This window comes from Ruegeria sp. BC3 (assembly GCF_056539265.1).
Map to the genome: position 1 here is coordinate 78790 of NZ_JBQFUP010000004.1, position 22945 is coordinate 101734.

A 22945-nucleotide genomic window follows, 5' to 3' on the forward strand; every position below is an offset into this window, starting at 1 on the left:
CACTCGTGCAACGAGTATCTCCTTTGACGGGCCGCACCGCGGCGACAGAGGTCAAGGTCAAACGGCCGCTTTTGGTCGTCCTCGAAGGGCAGGGCGCCTTGTGATCACACATGCTGCACGGGCTCCCGTGTCTGTTGGGAGCCCAAAGCGATCGCGCTTTCTTGATGGGACCACTTTGCTCTAAATACCGGGCTGACAGTGCTCTCTCTGCAGGCTAGCTTCCAACAAGCGGGGAGAGAAACATGGAAAAGAGGCTTGCGGCTGTGCTGGCGGCTGATGTCGCTGGATACTCGGCGTTGATGGATCAGGATAGGGACAGAACACTCAAAGCGCTTAAGGCTTTCCGTGAGGATCATCTAATGCCCGCTTTGGCTATTCATGAAGGGCGATTGATCAAAAGCATGGGTGACGGCTGGATTGCTGAGTTTCGCTCCGCATCGGCTGCGACAGAATGCGCGATTGCTGTTCAGACGGCTGACCGACCACAGGAGATTCAAGTCCGCATCGGCATACATACAGGGGAAGTAGTTTCGGAAGGCGATGACATATTCGGTGACGGTATCAACATAGCTGCACGTCTCGAGGCATTAGCGGAACCGGGGCAGATATTGCTTTCAGACACAGCACACAACAGCCTAGACCGGAAAGCCGCCGCCTCGTTCTCTGGCGGTCGGAAGACTGAGTTGAAGAACATTGCACGCCCAGTTGGCGTGTGGCGGTGGCCTGTCGGTTCGACGGCTACAAGTGCAACTGTCAAATCTGAGAAACCCGGTATTGCTGTGCTGCCGTTTGACAATATGTCAGGCGACCCGGAACAAGAGTTTTTCGCTGATGGAATTACCGAGGACATCATAACAGAGTTGTCTCGTTTTCGTTGGTTGATGGTCGTAGCGCGAAACTCATCTTTTACTTTTAAAGGTAAGAGCACCGACATTCGCGAAGTTGGGCAGGCGCTCGGCGTGAGGTATGTGCTTGAGGGTTCGGTAAGGCGCGCAGGCCAGCGTCTTCGGATAACAGGACAGCTAATTGATGCAGAGAATGGCAGTCATCTTTGGGCCGATCGTTTCGATGGGATGCTGGACGATGTTTTTGACCTTCAAGATCAGGTCACGCAGGAAGTTGTTACGGCGATCGAACCGTCCGTTCGCCGTGCCGAGACAGTTCGCGCTCGGGCGAAACCGACAGAAAATCTCGACGCTTATGAACTTTATCTTCGGGCCCAGTCACATTTTCACCTGCTGACGGACGAAGACAACCGTGAGGCCATTCGCCTTACGCGTCTGGCGTTGGAGCGCGATCCTGATTATTCGTCGGCAGCTGGATTACTTGCGTGGTTGCATATCCAAAGGATGGTGCAAGGACTGAAACCGATTGACGAAGGGCCGAAGGCAGCTGTTGCTGCAGCAGAACGTGTATTGTTGAGCGATCGCGCAGATGGAATTGCGTTGGCCTACGCCGCACACTCGATCTCTATGCTTGCACAAGACTTGCCGCGAGCTCGCGCAGTTTTCAAACAAGCATTGGCCGAAAATCCAAACGCTGCGACCGTTCACATGCTCGCTAGCATCAATCTGAGTTTTCTCGACAGACCCGAAGAAGCCCTGGAACACGCGACACACTCAATCAATCTCAGTCCGAAAGATCCGATGCGGCACGCAGCCTATGTCGGGCAGGCCTCCGCATTTTTCCAACTTGGCCGCTATGCTGAAGCCGTTGAGGCCAATCGAAACGCCTTGGCCATTAGGGCGAAATTCGTGATTACGCATCTCATGCTCATCGCATCCTTGGCTCAAAACGGAGACCTAGAGTCAGCGAGGGCTGCGGTATCTGAACTGAAGGAGCTTCGTCCGGATCTAGACATTAAAGAACAAACGAGACTCCCCATTTTCAGCGTTCCCGAATGCTCGGAGCAATGGAGGGATGGATGGCTAAGAGCAGGCCTTCCAATCTGAGAAAACAAAATCAAGCAGGCTATGCAGTCCGGCGGCTTCGTCCGCAGAGCGGTCATTGCTGTACCGCACGGCGAACGACTGCTTCGAGCCCAAAGCGGCCGGTTTTGGAGACGCCCCAATTTCTTGGAGCGTCCATGTTCGCCATAAGACATTTGCTCGTCTAGCCTAAACTTCCAAGACTACTCCACGAGTTCCAAATCACCGGGCCGCCAGCTTTTGTCGAACCATGGTTCAAGCGGCCCGTAAAGGCGCATCATAACATTGAAGCTTCGACCGGGAACTGTTTGCGCCCAGTTGTTTTCCCAACCTTCCGGCGCTTCCGGTCCAAAATAGATGCTGAAGCTACCATCGTCGTTCGGCTTTATTCCGGGCCGGTTGGAGTCGATCCCTCCGGATTGTTGGTCTGTTTCCAAGATCGAACGAGTCTGCCCACTATAGAGCATGAATGACGCAAAGTTCTTGGCAGGGACCGGCGCGGGAAGCGTTACCTTATAGGTCTTTGAACCATCCAGATACTCCCCATCTTTGTCGCGGGCCGTCATTGCATACACCGACCCGGTGCCAACCGGCGGCGCAGTCATTGCAGGTGTGATACCTGTCGCCATGTAAAAGAAGTATGTCCGATCATCCAGAATACGCGCGCCATCCTCAAGGAACAGATAGCTCTGGCGTTGGAACGGCGAGTTCCATTGACGATCTTCATAGAAGTACACCCCCGGATCCCGTGAGGCATATGTGATCGCACGCGCTGTCGCGTTTGCGATGGCTGCTGCTTCTTTGAAGATTCCCTTCATTCTGGCGTCCGGTTCGAACGGTTCGCCTTTTTTGATGCCAATGGAAGCAAATGTCCCAACAATTTCTGGATCAAAAGCGCCGACCGGATTGTTATCCAAGGCTACATGAATCTCCTCGAAGAAGTCTTCGTTGTTGGCATGGACTGTGTTGTGCTGAACGCCGGAGATATTGATGAAGTTCTCCGATGGCGGATTGTCGGCTGCGCTGAGCGGATAGATGTTCAGCCCTGCCTTGATCTCTGCAACTGGTCCTGTTGTGTCACCATCTGCCCCGGGGGAGCGACGCAGCAGCAACCAGTGTTCATTTGTTCTTGTACGAAGTTCAAAATATCCTTCTGGCACTGCAGTTTCATCGTCGTGATGCATCAACAGGTATTTCCCGCCTTCGCCTTTGTCTGCACCAAGCGCGCCAATGTCTGCGACGTAGTCGAACCCTGCGTCGTCCAACAGGCCCAACATGCCAGCGGGCACCTCTATGACCATAGGACCTTCGGAGATATCAACGTTGGAACCAACGTAAATAGTCGTTGTATTAGGCGTCAGCCAGATTGATCTGGCATCCAGAAGATTTTCTGCAATGACGACATCATTGGGTTGTGCGCCTACATCTTCATAGCCTTGAAACATTCCACGCAGAGACGCGATTTTCATGCCATCAAGAAAAGCAGTCGTTGCGCGCATCAAGTCCAGATTGTCGAAGACTTTCTCAACCGTATCTGGTGAAGGCATGCCATCGAAAAACTCAAGTGTGCCAAGTGTCTCTGTTTTCACTCTGTCCGGTGTCAAAACGTTTTGCGGTACGATTGCGGCGAACTCTCTGTCTGATTGTGGAGGCAATGCAACTTGTTCGTTTGCGCCCTCGTTTTGTTGAATCATATCTTCGTTCAGCAAAACGAACTCCACGCGCCGGTTCAGCGCGCGTCCTTCCTCGGACAAGTTCGAGGCAACAGGCGCGATTGGACCTGCTCCCATGGCGACCAGACGTTCCGCCGCGACGTTGTAGGGTTCGCCCATCAGTGCATTGCGTACGGCCGCAGCACGGCGCTCAGCGAGGTCAATGTTGTATGCAAAGTCACCCACCGAGTCCGTATGGCCCACGATCGCCAGTCGCATTTCAGGCAGCGTCGCCATCGCGCTGGCAACTTTGAACAACACCTCGGGTGACGTGCCGGTTAGCGCGTCACTGTCGGTCTCAAAAAAACCGCCGCTCATTGAGACGCGACCATCTTCGCGCAGAGCGGACACAACCGCTTCATCTGTTAGTTCACCGACCGCTCGTGCTCTTTCTTGGCCAAATTGTTGCGCCTTAAGCGGTCCCGTGTTGACTGCGAGTGCAATCGCAATCGCTGTCATACAAGTCTTAATGTTTCTCATTTTGAAACTCCCATTTTCATTGCCTTTATGCGCTTGTCGCGACTTGGCACTTTGGTGTTTGTTGTGGAGAGACGGTGTCCCGAGGCATACACCGCCTCTCCAATTACTGACCAATTGGTTTGTGCCAATACCGGTCAGTGTCCGAATTCAATTGCGAAAAGTTTCAGCTACTCGACCTTCTTGAGATCTCCGAGCATCCAGCCGCTTTCCAGCCAGCCCTCTTCAGGGCCGTAGAGGCGGAACAGGAGGAAGTAGGGCTCGGTGGTTGGGATCCAGTTGCTTTCCATGCCCTCTGGCGCTTCAGGCCCGAAGTAGATGTCGTAAGAACCATCTTCGTTTGCTTGCATCGTGTCGGTGTCGCGCTCGGAAAGTCCCACAGGATCGACGTCGCGGATGAAACTCTTGGTCTCCATCGAATAGACAATGACTGACCAGAAATCCTCGGCGGGTGTGTCCGCTGGCACGTTCAGCTTGTAAGTCTGATTGTGGTCATACATCTCGCCTTCGCTGTCGCGCAGACCAGTTAGGTAGAACGTCCCGCCGCCAAGTTGTTTCGGCAAATAGGTAATCCAGAAGTAGCTGCCGCCGGCACGGGCATCGACAAGCACTTCGGTTTCAGTTTCGTAAGGAAACCCAAGCTCGGCCTGACCCTCTGCAAAGTCCCAGATAAGCCATTGGCTTTTCATGTCGCCGTTTTCGTCCACCCATAGCGGCAACATCGCTTTGCCTGGCGTCACAAAATAATGCTGCATGGATGCATAAGCCAGCAACAGACCTTCCTCCATTGCCTTCACCTGAAGTTCGGTTGGCTCGAACGGCTTACCCTTCTCAATCCCGAGATCCTTCAGAAAGTTCACCATGACTTTGTCTTGAGGACGGATTGGGTTGTTCTGGACGTAGTCGTTTAGGTCCTGAAAGAAGGTTTCGTTGTAGTACGGCAGGGAGTCGTAGGGAACCTCAGAGGCTTCATGATAGGTGTTCGGTGGTGGGTTGTCGGCTTCTGACAGGTAGTAGACTTTTATCGTCTGTGCGTATTCAGCCGCGTCCGCATCAGTCGCGCCGTTGGTCAGCTTTGGGCGGAATGAAAACCCGTATTCGTAAGTGTCTGTCTCGAACGGCAAGTATCCCGCGTCAGTCAGTTCCTCGATTGACATGTCGCCATCATAGTCGGGTGGCAGCATGAGATATTTACCACCTTCTCCTTCGTCGAACCCGTCCGGACCAACATCGGCAATCGGGACATCCCAGGCGTTTACAATCGTACCGAAGTAATTGACCTTGTCTGTTGCTGCCGGAACTTCGATCACCAAAGGCCCGGGCTCAGATGTCATGGACGCCCATGCGTAAGCTGTTACATCATTGGCCGTCAGAAACCCGTGTTTGGAGTCGAACGGTTTGTTGAGATACACAATGTCGTTGTAATCCCCGCCCAGATCTCGGCGAATACCTTTCAGGAAGTCGATCATGCCTGCAGCAGGCATGCCCCAAATCGCGGTTTGCGTCGCGCGCTGCACCATTATTTTGTATTCGATGTCTTCAACCTGCGCCGAGCGCGCGAGAATGTCGCCCGTGTCGTTAAATTCCTGCGCCTCGACCTGAGCAGCGGCGCCGCCGACGCAAATGGCCGCAACTAAACACTTGGTCGATAAGTCTGTGAACAATGTGCCCATCTGTTTCATTCGTGACTACTCCCTTGAGGTTTTCGCGAGACTTGCACATCCGAAACGCAGATGCGTATCATTTCACGACAGGCGCATTTCCGGAGAACTCAATGGCACTGCCACCGATGATTTCAGCGAAGGCGCTTGGTGCGATGCCGCAGTTTGTCCATGAGGTCGCTGGAGAAAAAAGATTAGCGAAGGCCATGGATGTCGCTGACCTTCCACATCACTTTATCGAAGAACGGTCGGGATACATTTCCGAGCATTCGCTGGCGACATTCGTCGAGGAGGCGGTTCGATTGGCGGGCCATCAAAACATTGGCTTGCTTTGGTCTCCTTACCTAACGGTCGCAGACTACGGGCTTTGGGGAGAGTATGTCCTGTCCGCGCCTACGTTGGGTAACGCGCTACGTCGCGCAACATCGGTTATGCCTTTGCACTCATCAGTTGATCGTGCATGGCTGGAAGCCTCTGGCCGACGTTCGCGCTATTGCTACAAATTCGGAATGCCGGAGCACCCCGCTTACGCCGATATAGCTTTTTCCGCGATCGGCGTTTTCCTAAGTATTTTTCGCGAGTACCTAGGTAAGGAATGGACGCCTACGGCAGTTCTCTTGGATTTTGCAAAAGTACCGAACTCGGTCGAAGTCGAAGACACATATGGGTGTCCCATAGTTTGGAACGCACCAAGGTTGGGTGTGGAATTCGAAAGCTCATTGCTTTTGGTCGAGAACAGAAGGCAATATCGCGTTCGCGGTTTTGTGACGGTTGACGATGTTGCGAGGGAACGCGTCGGCGGACCACCTGAAACAATGGCTGGTCGGGTTGCCGCAATAGCCCGACAGCAACTCCACCACAAAGAAATCTCGGTTGATGCAACCGCTCGCGCACTCGGGCTTGGTGTTCGCGCTCTTCAAAGGAAGCTCGAGGAAGAAGGCGCGCAATTCCGTCGCATAGTAACCGATGTTCGCGTAAGCCGGGCGAAAGAGTTACTTTCATTGCAGTCTGGCACCATCGCCGATATTGCTACTGCGCTTGGATACGAGACAGCCAACAACTTCAGCCGTGCATTTAAGACCGCCACTGGTGTCTCGCCATCTGAGCACCGAATTCTTGGGCGCGATAGGTTCTAAACCTTCTGAAACCGCTCCAGTACCACCGACTGCTTCGTCCGCATTGCATACATTGGGCGTTATTAACTGAATGTCCGCATCGAGCCCAGAACGGAAGTTTTGGCGACCCTGGCTATTCCCTCAAATTCGCTGACAAGAAACTCAACCTCTCTTACGCAATATCTGTATGATATGTTGGATCAACTTTTCCAACTGCAGAACGCTAGTCTGAGATGAACCCAGTTGAAACCAAGTACGCCAAAAGCGGGGATACTCACATCGCTTACCAGGTGGTCGGTGAAGGTGACTTAGATGTAGTTTATGTGCCTGGTTGGGTTTCTCATGTGGAGCTTTGCTGGGAGGAACCGACGCTAAACCGTTTCTTGTCCAGAATTGCGTCGTTTGCGAGATTGATCCTTTTTGACAAGCGTGGAACTGGCCTTTCAGACAGGGTTTCAAACGATCAACTGCCTACGCTTGAAGAACGCGCTGACGATTTGCTTGCGGTTATGGATGCTGCAAACTCGTCGCGCGCGGCACTGATCGGTTTTTCAGAAGGTGGCAACCTAGCCGCTTTCTTTGCCGCATCACACCCTGAACGAACATCTGCGCTTGTTATGTTTGGCGCATTCGGCAAGCGCATATGGAGCCCGGAATATCCCTGGGCGCCCACTCCTGAAGAACGTCAAAAGGACTATGAGTTCGTCGAACGAGAGTGGGGTAACTTGATGGACTTGGAGCACTATGCGCCCAGCAAGGCCAATGATGAGGCATTTATGCGACGGACATGCGCATACCTAAGGAGAAGCGCCAGTCCCGGTGCGGCTGTGACTCTTCTTAAGATGAATACCGAGATAGATTTGACCAATGTTCTCCCCGCCGTCCACGTGCCAACTCTCGTGTTGCACCGCACTGGTGATCGAGACGCGCATATAGAAGAAGGGCGTTGGATTGCAGATCGGATTTCAGGCGCCCAGTTCAAGGAGCTGCCCGGGGAAGATCATTTTCCCTGGGTTGGAGACTCCGAAAGGATCATTGAAGAAATTCAGGCCTACGTCACCGGTGAGAAACCCCTCCTTCCGAGCGAACGAGTTTTGGCGACTATTTTGTTTACCGATATTGTTGGATCTACGGATCTTGCCCATCAATTGGGTGATGCTGCGTGGAAAGACCTGCTTAACCAACATGACCAACTGTGTGCTCAAGCCATCACTGAGCATAATGGGCGACTGGTAAAAGGAACCGGTGACGGACTGCTTGCAACCTTTGATGGTCCTGGCAGGGGCATATCATGCGGAAAGAAAATCGTTTCCATCGCTCGTGATTTGGGGCTTTCTGTCCGCTGTGGCTTGCATACAGGGGAATGTGAGCTTCGCGGCGACGAAATAGCAGGTGTGGCTGTCCATCTAGCCGCCCGCGTATCAGCACTAGCAGAAGCCGATCAATTGCTCGTCTCCAGAACCGTGCGAGACTTGGTTGCCGGCTCAGGCCATAACCTGAGGGATGAGGGCGAACATCTGCTTAAGGGGTTTTCGGAGAAGTGGTCGATCTATTCGGTTCATCTCTAGACATACGGTTTTTTGCAAACTTTCGAAGTATTCAGAGCCGCAGCGAACGCCGCCTTCGTCCCGCAACTCAGTCATTCGCCAATTTCTGGCTAGCGTCTGGTTTTCATGAAAGCGGTCGCCCAAATCAAAAATCGGAAATTTCAGACAAGCAACGGCCGCTTAGCGCGCGACAGCAGTCATCTGACAAAATGACTCGGATGACTGCCTTGAGGCCCAAAGCGGCCTTCAGAGCAACCGTCGCCAATGCCTGCTATTCTACTCTGCATTGTCGAAAGTCATCCGGAAAACCTCAACTGGTTCGCGGATACCTTTGAGCGTGACCTCTCCTGCTGAAACCGACGGGAATTCCTCTTCCACGGCGATCGCCGCGCGGGTGCTGAGCAGTATCTCACCGTCCTCGGCCATATCGCAGAGACGTGCCGCCACGTTGATCGCAGTGCCCGAGGCGGTGTAGTCTGATCGATCTTCATACCCGACCATGCCTACAGTTGCATATCCGAGCGATACGCCCACGCCAAACCCAAGTCTATGACCAAGCCGCTTCCATTGCTTGGACAACTCAACCATTTTAGCGCGCATCGCGACCGCGAGCCTAACCGCGTCACCGGCAGGGTCCTCGCAGGGCAACGGGTCGTTAAACAGCACCATAATCCCGTCGCCCATGCGGTGGTCGACGCCCGCTCCATGCGCGTTGATCAGCTTCCCCATTTCCTCGTGATAGGTCTGCAACACCTCGATGGTTTCTTCGGGTTCCGCAGTTTCGCAAAATGCCGTGAACCCACGAATGTCACAAAAAATAACACCCAAAAGGGAGCGATGGCTTTTCAACAAGGCCTCAGAGCCTGAGGAGATCACCGTGTCGGCGACAGCGTTTGGAAGAAAGCGTTTAAGACGGCTCATTCGCTCAATCTCGCCTACCTGTTCCTCGACGCGGTCTCCAAGTTCTGCATTCAGCTTTTCCAAGGCTCTAAACTGTCGCGCGTTTTCGATGGCGATGACGGCTTCGGTGGCAAAGTTATCGACCAAAAGCAGGTCGTCAGGTGCGAATTTGCCGACCTCTCGTCGCAGCAGAACCAGATTGCCAAGAGATTTCCCCTGCGAAACAAGCGGGACGAACACACGCGACAGGATACCATCGACGTCCACCAATTTTATCGCATCCGCATGCCTGGATTTGTAGAACTCCGTCTCGCGTATATCAGGTTCTTCGACGATCCGACGCGTTTTGACGCTTTTGTAAGGTGCAAATTCTCGGCCGACTTGAAAGACGTTGCCGACCTTCATCATAGTAGTCGCTTCCCCCGTGGCAGCAGCAATTTTCCATTCGGTATGGTCCTCATTGATCAAAACCACAAAGGTCATCGGAGCACTACACAACCGCGCTGCGTTTTCTACGATTGTCTGAAAAACTGGCGTCTCATCGTCGCGGCTTTGGCTTATGACAGTCAGGATTTCCCGCGTCGCGGCCTCACGGTCACGCGCTCGAACAAGTTCGGCTCGAAGGGTTTGTTCATAAGCGTTGTCCTGTGAGTCCGGCACAATTTGCCCTCGGTTCCTGATCACATTTCAACATGGATATCACACAAGGCTTGCGAGACCAGAGAATTGCAGAGCGGACGCCAGGCGGAGGCAGGTTTGTCCGCATAGTGGTCGTTCATGACTTTTCAGCGAACGTCTGCATCAAGCTCAAAACGGACACGGATGAACGATTACCTTGCCACTGTCCGAGGTTTTGTATTCGGGGAAAATCAAATTTTTTTTCGGAGGATTGACGGGCTGTGGGGGTGCCAAGCTCCACTCGCCCCCCGTGTTTTTGTCGGGGTGGGGGGGGGTATTTTCGGGATTATGCCCGGCCTGACAAAATCCACCCCGACGCCTACATTTCGATCAACGAAGCCTCACTGCATGCTGGTACCAAGTCTATCTCATTGTGTATCCTGATCGCCGTTGGTTTCGGGTTTCGCGGGTTGGATGACGCAGGCCACGTCTCGAGTAATCTCAATACGTCAGCGGCGCAGTAGCACTTTACGCCATTTCGCTGGATACACTCATGGTAGTCTGCCCTGACATATCTCCGGCCACGGCGCTTGCCTTCTAGAATGCGGATTAGGAGAACAGGTTGCAGGTCTTAACGCCAGCGGATGTCACAGGCCGCTCAGGCATGGATGTCCCTGCCGAGGCTACTGAACGCGAGTGTGGTGACTGCCACGGCGGCGGGATCACCATCCAGAAAATCGAGTATGAGGGGTGTCGCTTCAATGGTGACGACACCGGGCTTGCAGGCCTGTGCGGCGCGCTTCCTGCGCTCATGCGGTTCATGACGAAACCCCCGCGGGGCGGGTGTCCAGCCGTACGGGCCGGAAACGATCCTCAAATAGCGGGCGTTTCCGGCCCTCAACCGAAATACGGCCTGTTATTGGCCGAGAAAGGCTTTTTGGGGGTTTTCCCCAGATTTGGCGACTTTTTCACCCGATTTTCCCCAGATTTGGCGAATTTCCCGGTTTTCACGCTCGGGTGTGTGGATGTGGGGACGGCGGGGACGGATTTCCTTTACCCTTTGCCCTTGGGCGTTTTTAAACACATGAAACAGTAAAATGTGCACAATTTACACCTGTATATAAAGGGTAAAGCAAACCCGTCCCCACGCACATCCCCGAGAGACATCCCGAGGCACCTCTACCCCCTTATTCGACATGTTCATTTGCGTAGTTTCACCCCTGCCGCACCTCGGACGCGCCCGTCAAAATTTCGGGCGCGTTTGCCGACCTTCGTTTTCGTCACCTTCCGGTAGTTTTTGCGCCAGAACCGCCGCTCAAATGTTTTCTGTGTGAACTCCCCGACATCGTTTTCGTCCGCGAAATCTTCGAAGTCCTCGAACATCTCGTGCATGGCCAGTTTGTCCTCCGGGTTGCCGGTGATCTCGACGCGCTCCGCCACCCACATGCCGATGGGGTCGAGGTGGATGGTGGCGCGTCTGCCAATCTCAACGCTTGTATCGACCCGCGTGAAGTGCATTCCCTGCTCCCCAAGCCGGTCCATGCCGTCCAGCGCCCAATTCAACCACGCGGCGGGTTGGCTCCATATTTTGTCGAGCAGTCTGGCGTCCTCTTTCCCCAGCCACGACCCAAGCGTTTCGATGAAGTGAAACCGCGTGTAGAGCGCGCCGTCGAAGTCCTCCAACCATGGGACCGAGTTCGACATGATGAGGAACCTCGTGTCGAGTTTCCCGTGCCACGGGGTTTTGTATTTCCGTGGCACCTCAACCCAATCCTCGCCAATGACGCTGAGCAGCGTCTCCGCGACGGCGGCTTTATCGGTGTTCTTGCCGACCCTCATGTCCGGCATGATGCACACCGGCTTATCCAGTAGCCCCTCACGCCCGAATTGGCCCCCCATCGTCCGCGCACTCATGGACGCCATATTTCCCCCCAGCAGTGCTGCCAGAACACGCCCGTAGGTGCCTTTACCCGAGCGGGGTGGGCCTATGATCATCAGCGCCTTCTGTGCGTCTGTGCGGCCTGTCAGGAAATATCCTGTGAACTCCTGCAACAACGGGATTTGATCCACTCCGAACGCCTCCATGAGCCACGGCCCCGCCGGGGTGTCCATGAGGTCGGGCGCGTTCTGGTCACAATCCGCGTCCACATATTGCAGGTTGAACAGCGTCGGCGTATGCGGGTGTAGTGTCCGCGTTCCGAGGTCCAGAATGCCGTTCTTGACGGACAGGGGGTGCGCGGCAGGTTTCGTCCGTGTCAGCCACCCGGTGCTGTTTGCCCCCTGGTAAAGGGTCAGGGCTTTCAGAGCGGCCATGACCTCCTCCACGAGCCTGATTGTCGGTTTGACGGGGCCGAAACCCTTGTTGGTGGCCTCGAAACACTCCTCGGCGAGCCACAGCCGCAGGTCATGTTTCAGTTCGTTGGTGTCGGTGGGTGTCCAATGCGTGGTTTGCCACTCGTAGAAAACATCGCGCCAAAACACGAGTTTCCACCCCTTGGGGTGTTGGAACATCGCGCCAAGGAACTGTTCGGCGGTCGCCTCCTTGTCCTCGGTATCAACGCGCACCGTGCGCCCGCGCCAGACGCCGCTCTCGCGCGTTGCCTCTGCCTCGGCCTCAGCGGCGTCGTCAGCCTCAGCGCGTCTTGCGTCGGTGATCAGCTGGCGCAAGTCTGTCACGCGCTGCGGATATCCCCGGTCCTTGCACTCCCGGCTCAGGTTTTGGATCGCGGGTTCGATTTCGACCGTGCGTTCGATGCGGGCGACCCGCAGGATTTCTGCTTCAAGCCATGCGGCGTTGTTGGTGTCATTCAGCATGACCGAAAATCCTTCTCATTGCTTTCGTGGAGAGGGCGCTGGGAGCGAGGCGCGGACGCCGAATATCCCCAAGCACCAGAACCTCGGGGGCTCCCTGCCGCACCAGTTCCGTGCGGTAGTCACGGCTCCTGCGGTTTTTGCAGTGGCCATGAAAACATTTGAACGACCGCAGCCCATCCGCCTTGTTCGGGGGGTGGTAATAGGTGCCGGTCTCGTCCTGCCCCGTGTGCTCGTGAACAAACGGACACACGATGGGCACCCAGCCATCCCTCAAGGGAGCACCCAGAACGCGACCCTGAGCGCCCAACCACAACAGCAGGGGGTCGTCACTCTGAACGTCCACAGGGACGCCCTTGCGCCCATACACGGAGCGCGTGACGGTCTTTTCCACCACGGGCACTTGGAATGCCTTCTCGACCAGCACGTCCGGATTGAAACGCCGGGAAAAATCCGCGTAGACGATGCGCGCCGCGTGGGTCTTTTTCGGCGGGACGGACCCCGGCAACCGGAATATCCGGGTGCGGTCCACCGCCGCGGGGTCGGTCAGCCCACCCTCTTTCGCGCTATGCAATATCGTCGCCACAAGGCTCGGGTCGCGTTCAATCCGGTTCAGGGCGTACACCCACTGGGTGGAGCCGGGTTTGGTCTCCATGATGAACGTGGGCTTGACGGGCGGCTCCTTGATCCGGAAGCCGTTCTTCACCTCGCCCACGTCGTCCAGGCCGATCAGCGTCGTCCCAGTCCAGCGTTCCTTGCGCCGCCGGAAGTCACCCGCCGTGGCTGGCGTGTTGAACTCGAACAGGTGGAGCGCGTAATGCGTTTCACCCTCGGTCACCTCGGTGAAGGGCCATGGGCGGGCGACATATGCGCCGCCCTCGTACTGCGTGCCGATGCACACGCTCTCGGTCGGCCCTATCGGGTAGACCGACCGTGTGAACAGGGTTTTCAGGAACTTCTGAATTTCAGAACGCTGCATTACAAACCCCCTTTGTCGCGGGGTTGCGACGCGCTTCACTCGGACCCGTCGAGGCACTTACGTGATCGACGGTACATTGAGTGGGCGTCGTCCTTTTGGGCGGCGCTTATTCGTTCGTGCGACACGGTGGCACCCCCTTCGCATCTTTGAGCGGTCGGATGGTGAGCCGAGGCATGGGCAGTTTGAGGCGGCGCGCGACTTCACGCAGCCCTGCGGCCTCGCTATCGCTGTGGACGACAAGCGCGCACTTGAGCATGTTCGCGGCCTTGATGTGTTCGGCGAGATCAAGATCACGCGGCATGGTCATCCCTCCCAAACGTGTTGAGTGAGCGCGCACCCTCGACATCAACGCGGCGCTGGGCCTCGGCGAACAGGGCGCGTGTGTCGTATGTGGCTCGGCCATTCAGGTGGATTACAGGCAAGTCCCACCGCTCGAGGGAACGGGGCGAGGTTTCAAACCCAGCCATGGCCAGCAGTTTGGCCCCGCGCTTACGGGATACGCGCTCAGGGCATGGGTCGGGGAGGGGCAGGATATAAGCGCTCATGCAGCCACCCCTTTCGATTTCGGTGTGGCGTTGGGCTCATTGTTCTCGGGAATGTCGCCCGGTTGAATCCTGTTCCGCTCTTTGAACGCAACGATGCTCTCGCCCTCTATCAGGGTGAGGCCGTTGCGGCTGTAGGCCAGCAGTTCGCCCCGATTGATGAGGCGGTAAATCGTGGACGGATTACAGCGGGTCAGGGCCGCAGCCTCAACCACTGTACAGTCCGCCATGGGATGAAAGGAATAGGAGGCGTCCCGGCTAGGAACCTTGTTGCGGGTCTCGCTCCACGTTCGTTTGGGCATAGGGTGTCACCTTGTTCAAGACATTGGTGACACCCCATAAAAAGGACATATTCGCAGAAAGATACAGCTGACTTCGACAGGCCTTAGGCCCGTCGAAGAAATCTACTTGAGGGACTGCTTAAATGCCCGCCACTTACCTTTTTCGCTACCCGCTCGGGCTGCATCCGGCGATGCGCCCAGCGCGAGGGCGTCATAATAATGCCCCAAACGTTCGCGTTGGCGTTCCGATAGATTCGTCTCACTCGCTGCCTTGTTGGTGGCGTCAGCCCTACTCAACGTGTCGAACGTTTGGTCAACGATGGCGAAAGCTTTTTCTATCTTGTCTGCGGCCTCACGTTTGTTTTTTAGCGCCCCTGTGGAGCGCATCCGCTGCCTGACGATGGGTGCCGCCTCCTCATGGGCGCTGCGCGCAAACGTATAGGCCGCATTCGCTTCGATGTAATCCTCTCGGGGGTCAGACCCGTCGAGGTTCAGCAGACGCAGCGCAGCGAAGTCCAGCGCACTCACCTCACCCGGTGGCAGCGCCGCCAGCCGTTCGGCTTCCTCGCGGCTCACTTTCAGGCGGCTCATGATTTCGGCGGCGATGTCGACGCGCTGGGCGTTGGGTTTCGGCTTGGTCATGACCAGCCCCCCAGCCCGACAACCGTCTTTCGCTCGGCCTGTGGGTCTATGATGCTGGCAAGGAGGCGACCCCAGGCCATCATGACGGCGGCTTGTTCCCTGCGCCGTTCCGCGCGCTGATAGACGCCCAGAACCCCGCCGCGTGTGCCGCTCTGCATGTGGTTCAGAACCGCATCCACAACACTCTCAGGGAAGCTGGCCCCACTCTCGCCCAACAGGCTGGCGAATGTGCGGCGCAGGTCATGAATGGTCCAGTCGGTGACGCTCGGCGTTCCCTCGTGGATGATGCGGTTCAGGTTCGACTGGCTAGCAAACACGCGCCCCGACCGGTTTGGGAACACCGGCCCCTTGGGGTTGGCCTCCCGGCGACGTTCGAGGATTTCGCACGCCTGTGGTGGCAACGCAAAGCGGTGTTCCACCCCGTTCTTGGTCGAGGTGTCAGGCTGGGTCCATTCGGTCAGGTCCGCGTCCATCTGGTCCCATGTCAGGGCCAGCCCCTCGCTGATACGGCACGGGACGCAGATCATGAAGCGCAGGAAGTCACGGCGCACCGGGTCGAGGTTCTCAGCCTCGTGCCAGAGCGTGTGCAGTTCCTCGGCGCTCAGGACACGCGCGCGGGACGCACCCGTGGCAGGACGCTCCACCATCAGGGCGATGTTGCCGTCGATCATCTCCTCGGCCACGGCGTAGTCGAGGAACCGTTTGATGGCGAGGTAGCGAATATTCCAGTTCGTCCCGACACGGTTTCTGAATAGGGCGCGCAGCGGCTTGATGGTGATGCAGTCGGGTGTAAGGTCCATCACGCCCAGCGCGCTCAGGACATGCTCGGCACCGCGCCGGATTGAACCCACGTAAGCCTCGTCCAGTTTTCGACCCTTGCGGGCCTTGGAACGGCGCTCGGCGAAATCGGCCATAAACGGTTCTATTAGTGCGCGGCACGTCTTTTGTGCCTGTCGTTCGGCCACGCGCTGGGCGGTCTCGCGGCGTTGGTCCTCAACTGGGTCCGCACCACCACGCACCGCAGCCTTGGCGGTTACGGCGGCGGCTCTGGCCTCCTCAAGGGTCAGTTCCGCATGGTTGCCGAGGGTGAGGGTGCGGGTGGGGTAGCGTTTGCCGTCTGGGCGGGTGCCGCGCGGCTTATACTGAAAGCGCCACGCCTCGCTGCGCTTGTTCACAGCCAGCGCAAGGCCCTCCACCTGCGCGTCTCTCAATATGATGGGTGTGGGCGCACCAGCCTCACGTTTCCGCACGGCGGCGGCAAAGGTTTTCTTGTTAATCGTCATGGCGTCATCCTCGGTACATCATTCAGGTGCGGACACTATGCGGACAATATATGCGGACATTAGCGGAAATCAACGCGCGGCCTGCGGAAGTTATGGGCTTGTTAGAACCTTTTGATTGTTGGCTTTTTCGACTTTGGGTGCAGGGGCTTACGAGGTGTGGTGCATATGATCGGCTATCACATGCCGTTCCCGGCAGCCGGGTATGTCGAGACCCGTGGCGATGGTTTCCGCTTTGTCCCGGTCAGCTATCAGATGATGGGCTGACGCCTCAGTAACCCGCGTCCGGCCGCACTTTCGACCCGTCCGAGAATCTGGACAGGCGAAAGGCGGTCGGATCGACACACGGCGCGGTCTCGCACACCAGATCGGCCATCAATCGCCCCGCCCCGGGTCCGATACCAAAGCCGTGGCCCGAGAATCCGGTTGCAATGAACATCCCCGAAATCTCATCGACCGCCGAAATGACTGGGACCGCGTCCGGTGTGACATCGATCATTCCAGCCCAGCTTTGCACGATCTCGGCCTGATCCAGCGCCGGGAAACCCTTTCGCGCGTGGGCCCAAGCCCGTCTTAGCGCTTTGGCGGATGGTTCTGGGTCCAAAACGCGGCAATGTTCGAAGGGCGTGACGTCAGTCGGCAGCCATGACCGGTCCTGCCCGGCCTCAATCGACCAGCGCTTGGATAGGCGGAACCGCAAAGACCTCCATTCCTGTCGAAACGCGGGCAGAAACTGCCGCGCAAGCCGGAAACTATCCGGCACAATGTCGACCGTGTTTTCATGTCCGGATGCAATCGTATAGCCGCCATCGGCCCTTTTTCGGATAGCAAAATCGTCCGACCACAGAGCGGTTTCCGGTCCTTGCACAGGCGACGTGCGCAGAACTGTGTTCAGGACCTTGAGTTGCGGCAGCTCTATCCCTGCATTTCCGGCGAACAAGCGGGACCATGCGCCCCCCGCCAGCACGACACGAGCGCAAGAGACCCGGCCGCGTTCGGTAAAGACTCCTGCGATAAGACCGTTTTGAACATCGACGCTGCGCACAGCGCAGTTGGTCATTACACACGCGCCTTTGTCGCGCGCCGCTTCGGCTATAGCCGGAGCTGCCCATTGCGGCTCGGCCCGCCCGTCCCTCGGCATGTGCAATGCCGTCTTCAAGCGGGTCTGGTTACCTGGTAACAAATCGTCCAGCGCGGCGCCCGAAAGCATCTGCGCGCCGGTTTGCATGCCCTCGACATTGCGCATCCAGCGCTCAAGATTGTTCTGATCGCGCGCGCCTGATGCGCCGAAAAGAATACCAGACCGCGTGAATCCGGTTTTGCGGCCAATGCGCTGGTCGAGGTCCTGCCAGACTCGATGCGCTTCCACCATCAACGGAATTTCACGGGGGTCCCGCAGCCCCAATCGCACCCAACCCCAATTTCTGGAACTCTGCTCGCCTGCGATCTGCCCCTTTTCGCATAGCAGAACCGATGCGCCGCGTTCGGATAGTTCCAAAGCCGTCGAGGCACCAATGATTCCCCCGCCAATGACGACGACGTCCACGGCTTTGGGCAGATGCAGGTCAGGTTCTACGGGGGTTGGCTTGGGGCCGGGCATCTGCCGCTCTTACTTCATTGCTTGGACCGCAATGAATGCGTGGTATCCGCCCTTAAGCAACACGTCGCAGGGCACGCAGATCACAATTTTCAAAAGATGTGTCCATAGTGCCAGATTGATCCCTGGCACCATTCATTTTCCCTGATCAGAAGGTCAGGCAGCTCCGCAAAGCTCGGCCCATTTCTGGCGCAATGTAGCTGCCAGACCGGCCTCTTGAGCAGAGATATCTTCGTTCATGCTTTCCTGGGAAGGCAGCTCAGGCAGACCCGCTGCAGATGCAGGTTCTTCCTGCGGCTTTGGCTGATTCGTCGGCTGTTCAGCCCCCAGCAGATCGGCAATTGCTGAATCAAGCTTGCCTTCGTCCAGTTCGTGTCCCTCAGACTCCATGGTTTTCCACGGCAATGGCGAGTGGAGAGACCTGTCGTATTGCTCACGCATTTTCACACCAAATCGTTAACACAAAAACCCAACTAATGACGCGTCACATAAAGAGCCCGAACGAAATAACGAGCTAACCTAAAATGCGCCGCATCTGCCCCACTTGAGGCGGCAATTAAGCTAAAATGTGGCAGAAAAATGTCGTGATTTCAAGACCATTGGGCAGCGCTGCGCGAATCAAACCGATCATTGTCCCCGCAGCGGAGCCAATAAGGGGTCAGTCAGGTTAATTCCTGAATCTTAGAAACTATGTGGCGACGCCAAAAACTCGGGCGGAATCGACTTAGGTGCGATCGCGCCAACGGTTCACAATCGGGTATCTGCGGTCCAGCCAGAAGGCGCGGCTGGTCAATCGGGTTCCCGGGGCGGACTGAAACCGTTTGTACTCGCTGATGTAGATCAGATGCTCGACCCGGCGGGCCACATCCGCATCGAAACCGGCCGCCTCGCAATCGGCGATCGAGCCTTCCTGATCGACCAAGATTTCCAGAATGGCATCCAGTTCAGGATAGTCCGGCAGGCTGTCGCTGTCTTTTTGGTCTTCGCGCAGCTCGGCGCTTGGCGGTTTGTCGATGACCGAAGGGCGGATCACCTCACCCTCTGGTCCCATCATCCAGTCGCGATGATTGGCATTGCGCCAGCGGCAGGTCTCGAACACGCGCGTTTTGTACAGGTCCTTGATTGGATTATAGCCGCCATTCATGTCGCCATAGATGGTTGCGTACCCGACTGCGACCTCGGATTTGTTACCTGTGGTCAGCAGCATTTCGCCAAACTTGTTCGACATAGCCATCAACAGCAGACCGCGCAGGCGCGACTGTATGTTTTCTTCGGTCAGATCCTCATCTCGCCCCGCGAACAGAGGGGCAAGGGTCTGAGATACAGCCGCGCGGCTGTCCGAGATCGGCACATAGTCGTAATGCACGCCGAGCGCCTTGGCGACAGCTTCGGCGTCGTCCAGAGAGGCTTGGCTGGTGTATTCCGAGGGCAGCATGACACACCGTACGTTTTCCGCACCGATTGCATCCACCGCGATGGCTGCGACCAGCGCCGAGTCCACGCCCCCGGACAGCCCCAACAGCGCCTTTTTGAACCCGGTTTTGCCGATATAGTCTCGCAGGGATTGAACCATGGCGCGATAGTCCTGCTCCCACTCGTCGGGCTGCGGTACAATATCGGCCGGTACGATGCGCCAGCCGTCATTTCCGCGCTCAAGGTCTACATGCGCGACAGCCTCGTCAAAGACGGGCATGCGGAACGCCATTTCTCCGCCGGGGTTCAGACCGAAGGTGGCACCATCAAAGACCTGATCGTCCTGCCCGCCCACCATGTTCAGATAGATCAGCGGCAGGCCCGTCTCGACCACCCGGGCGACCATGTGGTTCAGGCGCACATCGTACTTGTTGCGGAAGTATGGCGAGCCATTCGGGATCAACAGAAACTCGGCGCCTGTTTCTTCCAGAGTTTCAGCGACATCCGGGTGCCAGCTGTCTTCGCAGATCGGGCTGCCGATCCGGGAGTTGCCGACCGAATAGGGCCCGCCCAGCGGACCGGCGTCATACAAGCGCACTTCGTCAAACACGGTTTCGTTCGGCAGATGATGCTTCAGCACTTTGCTGCTGATACGGCCTCCCTTGAGGATCAGATAAGCGTTATACAGCTTGTCGTCCTCGGCCCATGGCCCGCCAATTGCGATGGCTGGTCCATCGGCGCAATCCTCGGCCAGTTGCTGAACCGCCGCCATCGCTGCCCGATGGAACACGGGCTTCATGATCAGGTCCTGAGTGTTGTAACCGGTGATAAACATTTCCGGGAAGGCGACCAGATCGGCGCCGGCCTCTTGCCCCTGTTTCCACGCTGCACGCGCTTTGGCAGCGTTGCCTTGGATGTCCCCAACGGTGGGGTTCAGTTGCGCCAGAGTAATGCGGAAACGGTCGGCCATGCTGCCCTCTTGCCCTCGTCAGTCCTATTGCCATTTAGCAGATCGCACCGCGAGTAAAAGGCAAATGCGGCAAAACACGTTGCTCTGTCCGCACGGGTATCTTAGTTTTGCGCGAACAAGTCATAAACCTGGGCAAAGCAGGAACAACCATGAACGCATTCCGCATTTCTTTTGCCGCAACGGCGTTGGCATTGCTGGCCACATCCGGCTTTGCCCAGGACGGGCAGGTGATCGTTGCGGATGATGACGTCGGCGGCGTGTACGAAGGCACTTTCCTGAACGGCCTGCGCCATGGCGAAGGCACTTACCGCCTGCCCAACGGGTTCGAATATGTCGGCGAATGGGTCGAGGGCGAGATTCAGGGCAAGGGCATCGCGCGGTATGTCAACGGCTCGGTCTACGAAGGGATGTTCGCTCAGGGCCAGCCCGAGGGTCAGGGCAAGATCATCTATCCCGATGGCGGCAGTTATGAAGGGGAATGGGCAGACGGGTCCATCAACGGAACCGGGGTCGCGAAGTACACGAACGGCGTCCGGTACGAGGGCGGCTTCAAGGATGCGCGCTATCACGGCAAAGGCGTTCTGACCGATCCCAGCGGGTACACCTATGAAGGCGACTGGGTGGATGGCGTCAAGCACGGCACCGGCAAGATCACCTCGGCGCAGGGCAGTGTTTATGAAGGTGATATCAAGGACGGCCTGCGCGATGGTCAGGGCACCCTGACTGTTCCGGATGGCATGACCTATACCGGCACCTGGTCTCAGGACCGTATGACCGGCCAGGGCCGCTTGCTGCAAGCCAATGGCGATCTGTACGAAGGGGACCTGGTTGATGGCCGCCGTCAGGGCACGGGCAAGGCCACATACGCCAATGGCGCGACCTACGAGGGCGAATATGCCGACGACCGGCGCCACGGCAAAGGGCGTTTCCTGGGCACCGACGGGTTCGATTACACCGGTGAATGGGTAGACGGCCAGATCGAAGGGCTGGGTGAGGTGACCTATCCCGACGGAGCGACCTACACCGGCGATTTCAGCGCAGACCTGCCCCACGGCAAGGGCGTCCAAACCTATCCAGACGGAACGGTTTATGACGGTGAGTGGCAAGCTGGCATCTTCGAGGGGAATGGCAAGGCCACCTACCCCAACGGCGTTGTGTATCAGGGCCAGTTCAAAAACGGCCTCAGCCACGGAAAAGGCGTCCTGACCTTCGCCAACGGATACCGGTACGAGGGCGATTGGGTTGAAGGCGCGCGTCAGGGTCAGGGCAAAGCGACTTTTCCTGACGACACCGTCTACGAGGGTGCATTCAACGACGGCCAACGTCATGGCGAGGGCACCATCACCACACCGCGCGGCTTTAGCTATACCGGCGGTTGGGTCGAGGGCAAAATCAGCGGTCAAGGCGTGGCAACCTATGCCACCGGCGATGTCTACGAAGGCACATTTCTGGACAACAAGCGCCACGGCACCGGCACGATGCGCTATGCCAATGGTCAGGAAGAGACCGGTGTTTGGGAAAATGGCGTCCTGCCCCGCGAAAACGTAAGTGCGCCTGAAGAAAGCGATACCGACGCCGCACCTGATACGTCGCCTTCGGACGACTGATCGCCTACCAAGGCACTGGCTTTCCGGCCCAGTCGAAAAACCCGCCCGTATCCTCGGGGCTAAGTGTTTCTGTAACAGCTAGCAGGTTCCGGGCGGCCTCATCCGGTAGAACGGCGGGGTGTCGTCCGACATATTTCTGGGTAAAGGCCGTCTGCACCGTGCCCGGATGCAACGCAACGCAGATTGCCTGTTTGTGGGTTCGGGCCAGCTCGATCGCGGATGTGTGGACGATCTGGTTTACCGCCGCCTTTGCTGCCCGGTAACTGATCCACCCTCCCAGACGATTGTCTCCAATCGACCCCACCCGCGCTGACAGCACCGCAAAAACGGCTCGACGGTCGCGTGGCAACAGACGTGCGGCATGCCGCAATACCAGTGCTGGCCCGACCGCGTTCAGCGCAAACTGATCCATCATCGCCTGCGCTGACACCGATCGGATGGTTTTTTCGGGTGTTGCGCCATCAATCTCGAGCGCGCCGGAGGCAACGAGGATCAGATCAAACGGGCCGGACAGGTTCGACAGGGCCTGATCAACGACCTCAGGATTGGTCAGATCAAAACCGTCATGCGACCGCGACAGGCTGGTGACAGTTACTGACTGCTGTTTCAGCCTTGCGGCGATTGCGCTGCCGATGCCACCTGACGCGCCGATGATGAGTGCCGTTTCCATGCTGACTGACCTAGCCGCCTGATCCGACCGATCAACACGGGAACAAAAAAGAATTCGCCGTGCAGAGATGGCGAAAATTGGTTCTTTTCATTCCCGTCGCGCAATGTATAACCTCATCCCATGATCAACCGCGCAGATATCCTGATTACCGACGCCGCCCTTCGCGGTGCGTCTCTGCGTGGCCTACTGATCCTA

Annotated in this window: 18 protein-coding genes and 1 pseudogene; 5 read left to right on the forward strand and 14 right to left on the reverse strand. The window is 57.0% G+C overall.

Annotated elements, in window-relative coordinates; genetic code table 11:
- Positions 1–242: 242 nt before the first annotated feature.
- Positions 243–1952 carry an adenylate/guanylate cyclase domain-containing protein gene (locus ACR0MV_RS12310; protein WP_170756999.1) on the forward strand — a complete coding sequence of 570 codons (1710 nt, stop codon included), beginning with the start codon at positions 243–245 and terminating at the stop codon, positions 1950–1952.
- A gap of 179 nt (positions 1953–2131) precedes the next feature.
- Here ACR0MV_RS12310 and ACR0MV_RS12315 read toward each other — a convergent pair whose 3' ends face one another.
- Positions 2132–4234: a DUF1214 domain-containing protein gene (locus ACR0MV_RS12315; protein WP_171121461.1), complete on the reverse strand. Its 2103-nt coding sequence runs from the start codon at positions 4232–4234 to the stop codon at positions 2132–2134.
- Between the two features lie 53 nt (positions 4235–4287).
- Positions 4288–5799, reverse strand: a complete 1512-nt coding sequence (locus ACR0MV_RS12320; RefSeq protein ID WP_217354419.1) for a DUF1214 domain-containing protein — start codon at positions 5797–5799, stop codon at positions 4288–4290.
- A 92-nt stretch (positions 5800–5891) separates the two neighbouring features.
- Between ACR0MV_RS12320 and ACR0MV_RS12325 the strand changes: the two genes are divergently transcribed.
- Both ACR0MV_RS12325 and ACR0MV_RS12330 read left to right on the forward strand, forming a co-directional pair.
- A complete protein-coding gene (locus ACR0MV_RS12325) occupies positions 5892–6914 on the forward strand; it encodes an AraC family transcriptional regulator (protein ID WP_170353204.1) in 1023 nt (340 codons plus the stop codon).
- Between the two features lie 212 nt (positions 6915–7126).
- Positions 7127–8461 (forward strand): adenylate/guanylate cyclase domain-containing protein, encoded by a 1335-nt coding sequence (locus ACR0MV_RS12330; protein WP_171175851.1) that lies wholly within the window; start codon positions 7127–7129, stop codon positions 8459–8461.
- A 255-nt stretch (positions 8462–8716) separates the two neighbouring features.
- Here ACR0MV_RS12330 and ACR0MV_RS12335 read toward each other — a convergent pair whose 3' ends face one another.
- From ACR0MV_RS12335 to ACR0MV_RS12370, 8 genes are all read right to left on the reverse strand, one after another.
- Positions 8717–10000 (reverse strand): adenylate/guanylate cyclase domain-containing protein, encoded by a 1284-nt coding sequence (locus tag ACR0MV_RS12335; protein WP_170756997.1) that lies wholly within the window; start codon positions 9998–10000, stop codon positions 8717–8719.
- Between the two features lie 1158 nt (positions 10001–11158).
- On the reverse strand, positions 11159–12772 hold the full coding sequence (locus ACR0MV_RS12340; protein WP_170756995.1) for a DUF5906 domain-containing protein: 1614 nt from the start codon (positions 12770–12772) through the stop codon (positions 11159–11161).
- Positions 12762–13748, reverse strand: a complete 987-nt coding sequence (locus ACR0MV_RS12345) for a hypothetical protein (RefSeq protein WP_170756994.1) — start codon at positions 13746–13748, stop codon at positions 12762–12764. The genes ACR0MV_RS12340 and ACR0MV_RS12345 overlap by 11 nt, the downstream gene beginning before the upstream one ends.
- 106 nt (positions 13749–13854) lie before the next feature.
- Positions 13855–14049: a hypothetical protein gene (locus ACR0MV_RS12350; protein WP_170756993.1), complete on the reverse strand. Its 195-nt coding sequence runs from the start codon at positions 14047–14049 to the stop codon at positions 13855–13857.
- Positions 14039–14293, reverse strand: a complete 255-nt coding sequence (locus ACR0MV_RS12355; RefSeq protein WP_170756992.1) for a hypothetical protein — start codon at positions 14291–14293, stop codon at positions 14039–14041. Before ACR0MV_RS12355 ends, ACR0MV_RS12350 begins: the two co-directional genes overlap by 11 nt.
- Complete coding sequence (locus ACR0MV_RS12360; protein ID WP_170756991.1) at positions 14290–14592, reverse strand: helix-turn-helix domain-containing protein; 303 nt, start codon at positions 14590–14592, stop codon at positions 14290–14292. Before ACR0MV_RS12360 ends, ACR0MV_RS12355 begins: the two co-directional genes overlap by 4 nt.
- A gap of 102 nt (positions 14593–14694) precedes the next feature.
- Positions 14695–15213 carry a hypothetical protein gene (locus tag ACR0MV_RS12365; protein WP_170756990.1) on the reverse strand — a complete coding sequence of 173 codons (519 nt, stop codon included), beginning with the start codon at positions 15211–15213 and terminating at the stop codon, positions 14695–14697.
- Complete coding sequence (locus ACR0MV_RS12370) at positions 15210–16496, reverse strand: site-specific integrase (RefSeq protein ID WP_170756989.1); 1287 nt, start codon at positions 16494–16496, stop codon at positions 15210–15212. Before ACR0MV_RS12370 ends, ACR0MV_RS12365 begins: the two co-directional genes overlap by 4 nt.
- Before the next feature lie 159 nt (positions 16497–16655).
- Between ACR0MV_RS12370 and ACR0MV_RS12375 the strand changes: the two are divergent.
- Positions 16656–16760 (forward strand): annotated as a pseudogene (locus ACR0MV_RS12375) (MBL fold metallo-hydrolase); the annotation flags it as partial.
- Between the two features lie 4 nt (positions 16761–16764).
- Here ACR0MV_RS12375 and ACR0MV_RS12380 read toward each other — a convergent pair.
- The 3 genes from ACR0MV_RS12380 to ACR0MV_RS12390 all read right to left on the reverse strand — a co-directional run bounded on the left by ACR0MV_RS12380 (position 16765) and on the right by ACR0MV_RS12390 (position 20473).
- On the reverse strand, positions 16765–18093 hold the full coding sequence (locus ACR0MV_RS12380; protein ID WP_480702308.1) for an NAD(P)/FAD-dependent oxidoreductase: 1329 nt from the start codon (positions 18091–18093) through the stop codon (positions 16765–16767).
- Between the two features lie 153 nt (positions 18094–18246).
- A complete protein-coding gene (locus ACR0MV_RS12385; RefSeq protein WP_480702309.1) occupies positions 18247–18480 on the reverse strand; it encodes a hypothetical protein in 234 nt (77 codons plus the stop codon).
- Between the two features lie 334 nt (positions 18481–18814).
- Positions 18815–20473, reverse strand: a complete 1659-nt coding sequence (locus ACR0MV_RS12390) for an NAD+ synthase (RefSeq protein ID WP_480702310.1) — start codon at positions 20471–20473, stop codon at positions 18815–18817.
- Between the two features lie 149 nt (positions 20474–20622).
- Here ACR0MV_RS12390 and ACR0MV_RS12395 point away from each other — a divergent pair, with 149 nt between their 5' ends.
- Positions 20623–22080 (forward strand): MORN repeat-containing protein, encoded by a 1458-nt coding sequence (locus tag ACR0MV_RS12395; RefSeq protein WP_480702312.1) that lies wholly within the window; start codon positions 20623–20625, stop codon positions 22078–22080.
- Between the two features lie 4 nt (positions 22081–22084).
- On the opposite strand, the gene ACR0MV_RS12400 is transcribed toward ACR0MV_RS12395, so the two are convergent.
- Positions 22085–22750 (reverse strand): SDR family NAD(P)-dependent oxidoreductase, encoded by a 666-nt coding sequence (locus tag ACR0MV_RS12400; RefSeq protein WP_480702313.1) that lies wholly within the window; start codon positions 22748–22750, stop codon positions 22085–22087.
- Positions 22751–22945 lie beyond the last annotated feature (195 nt).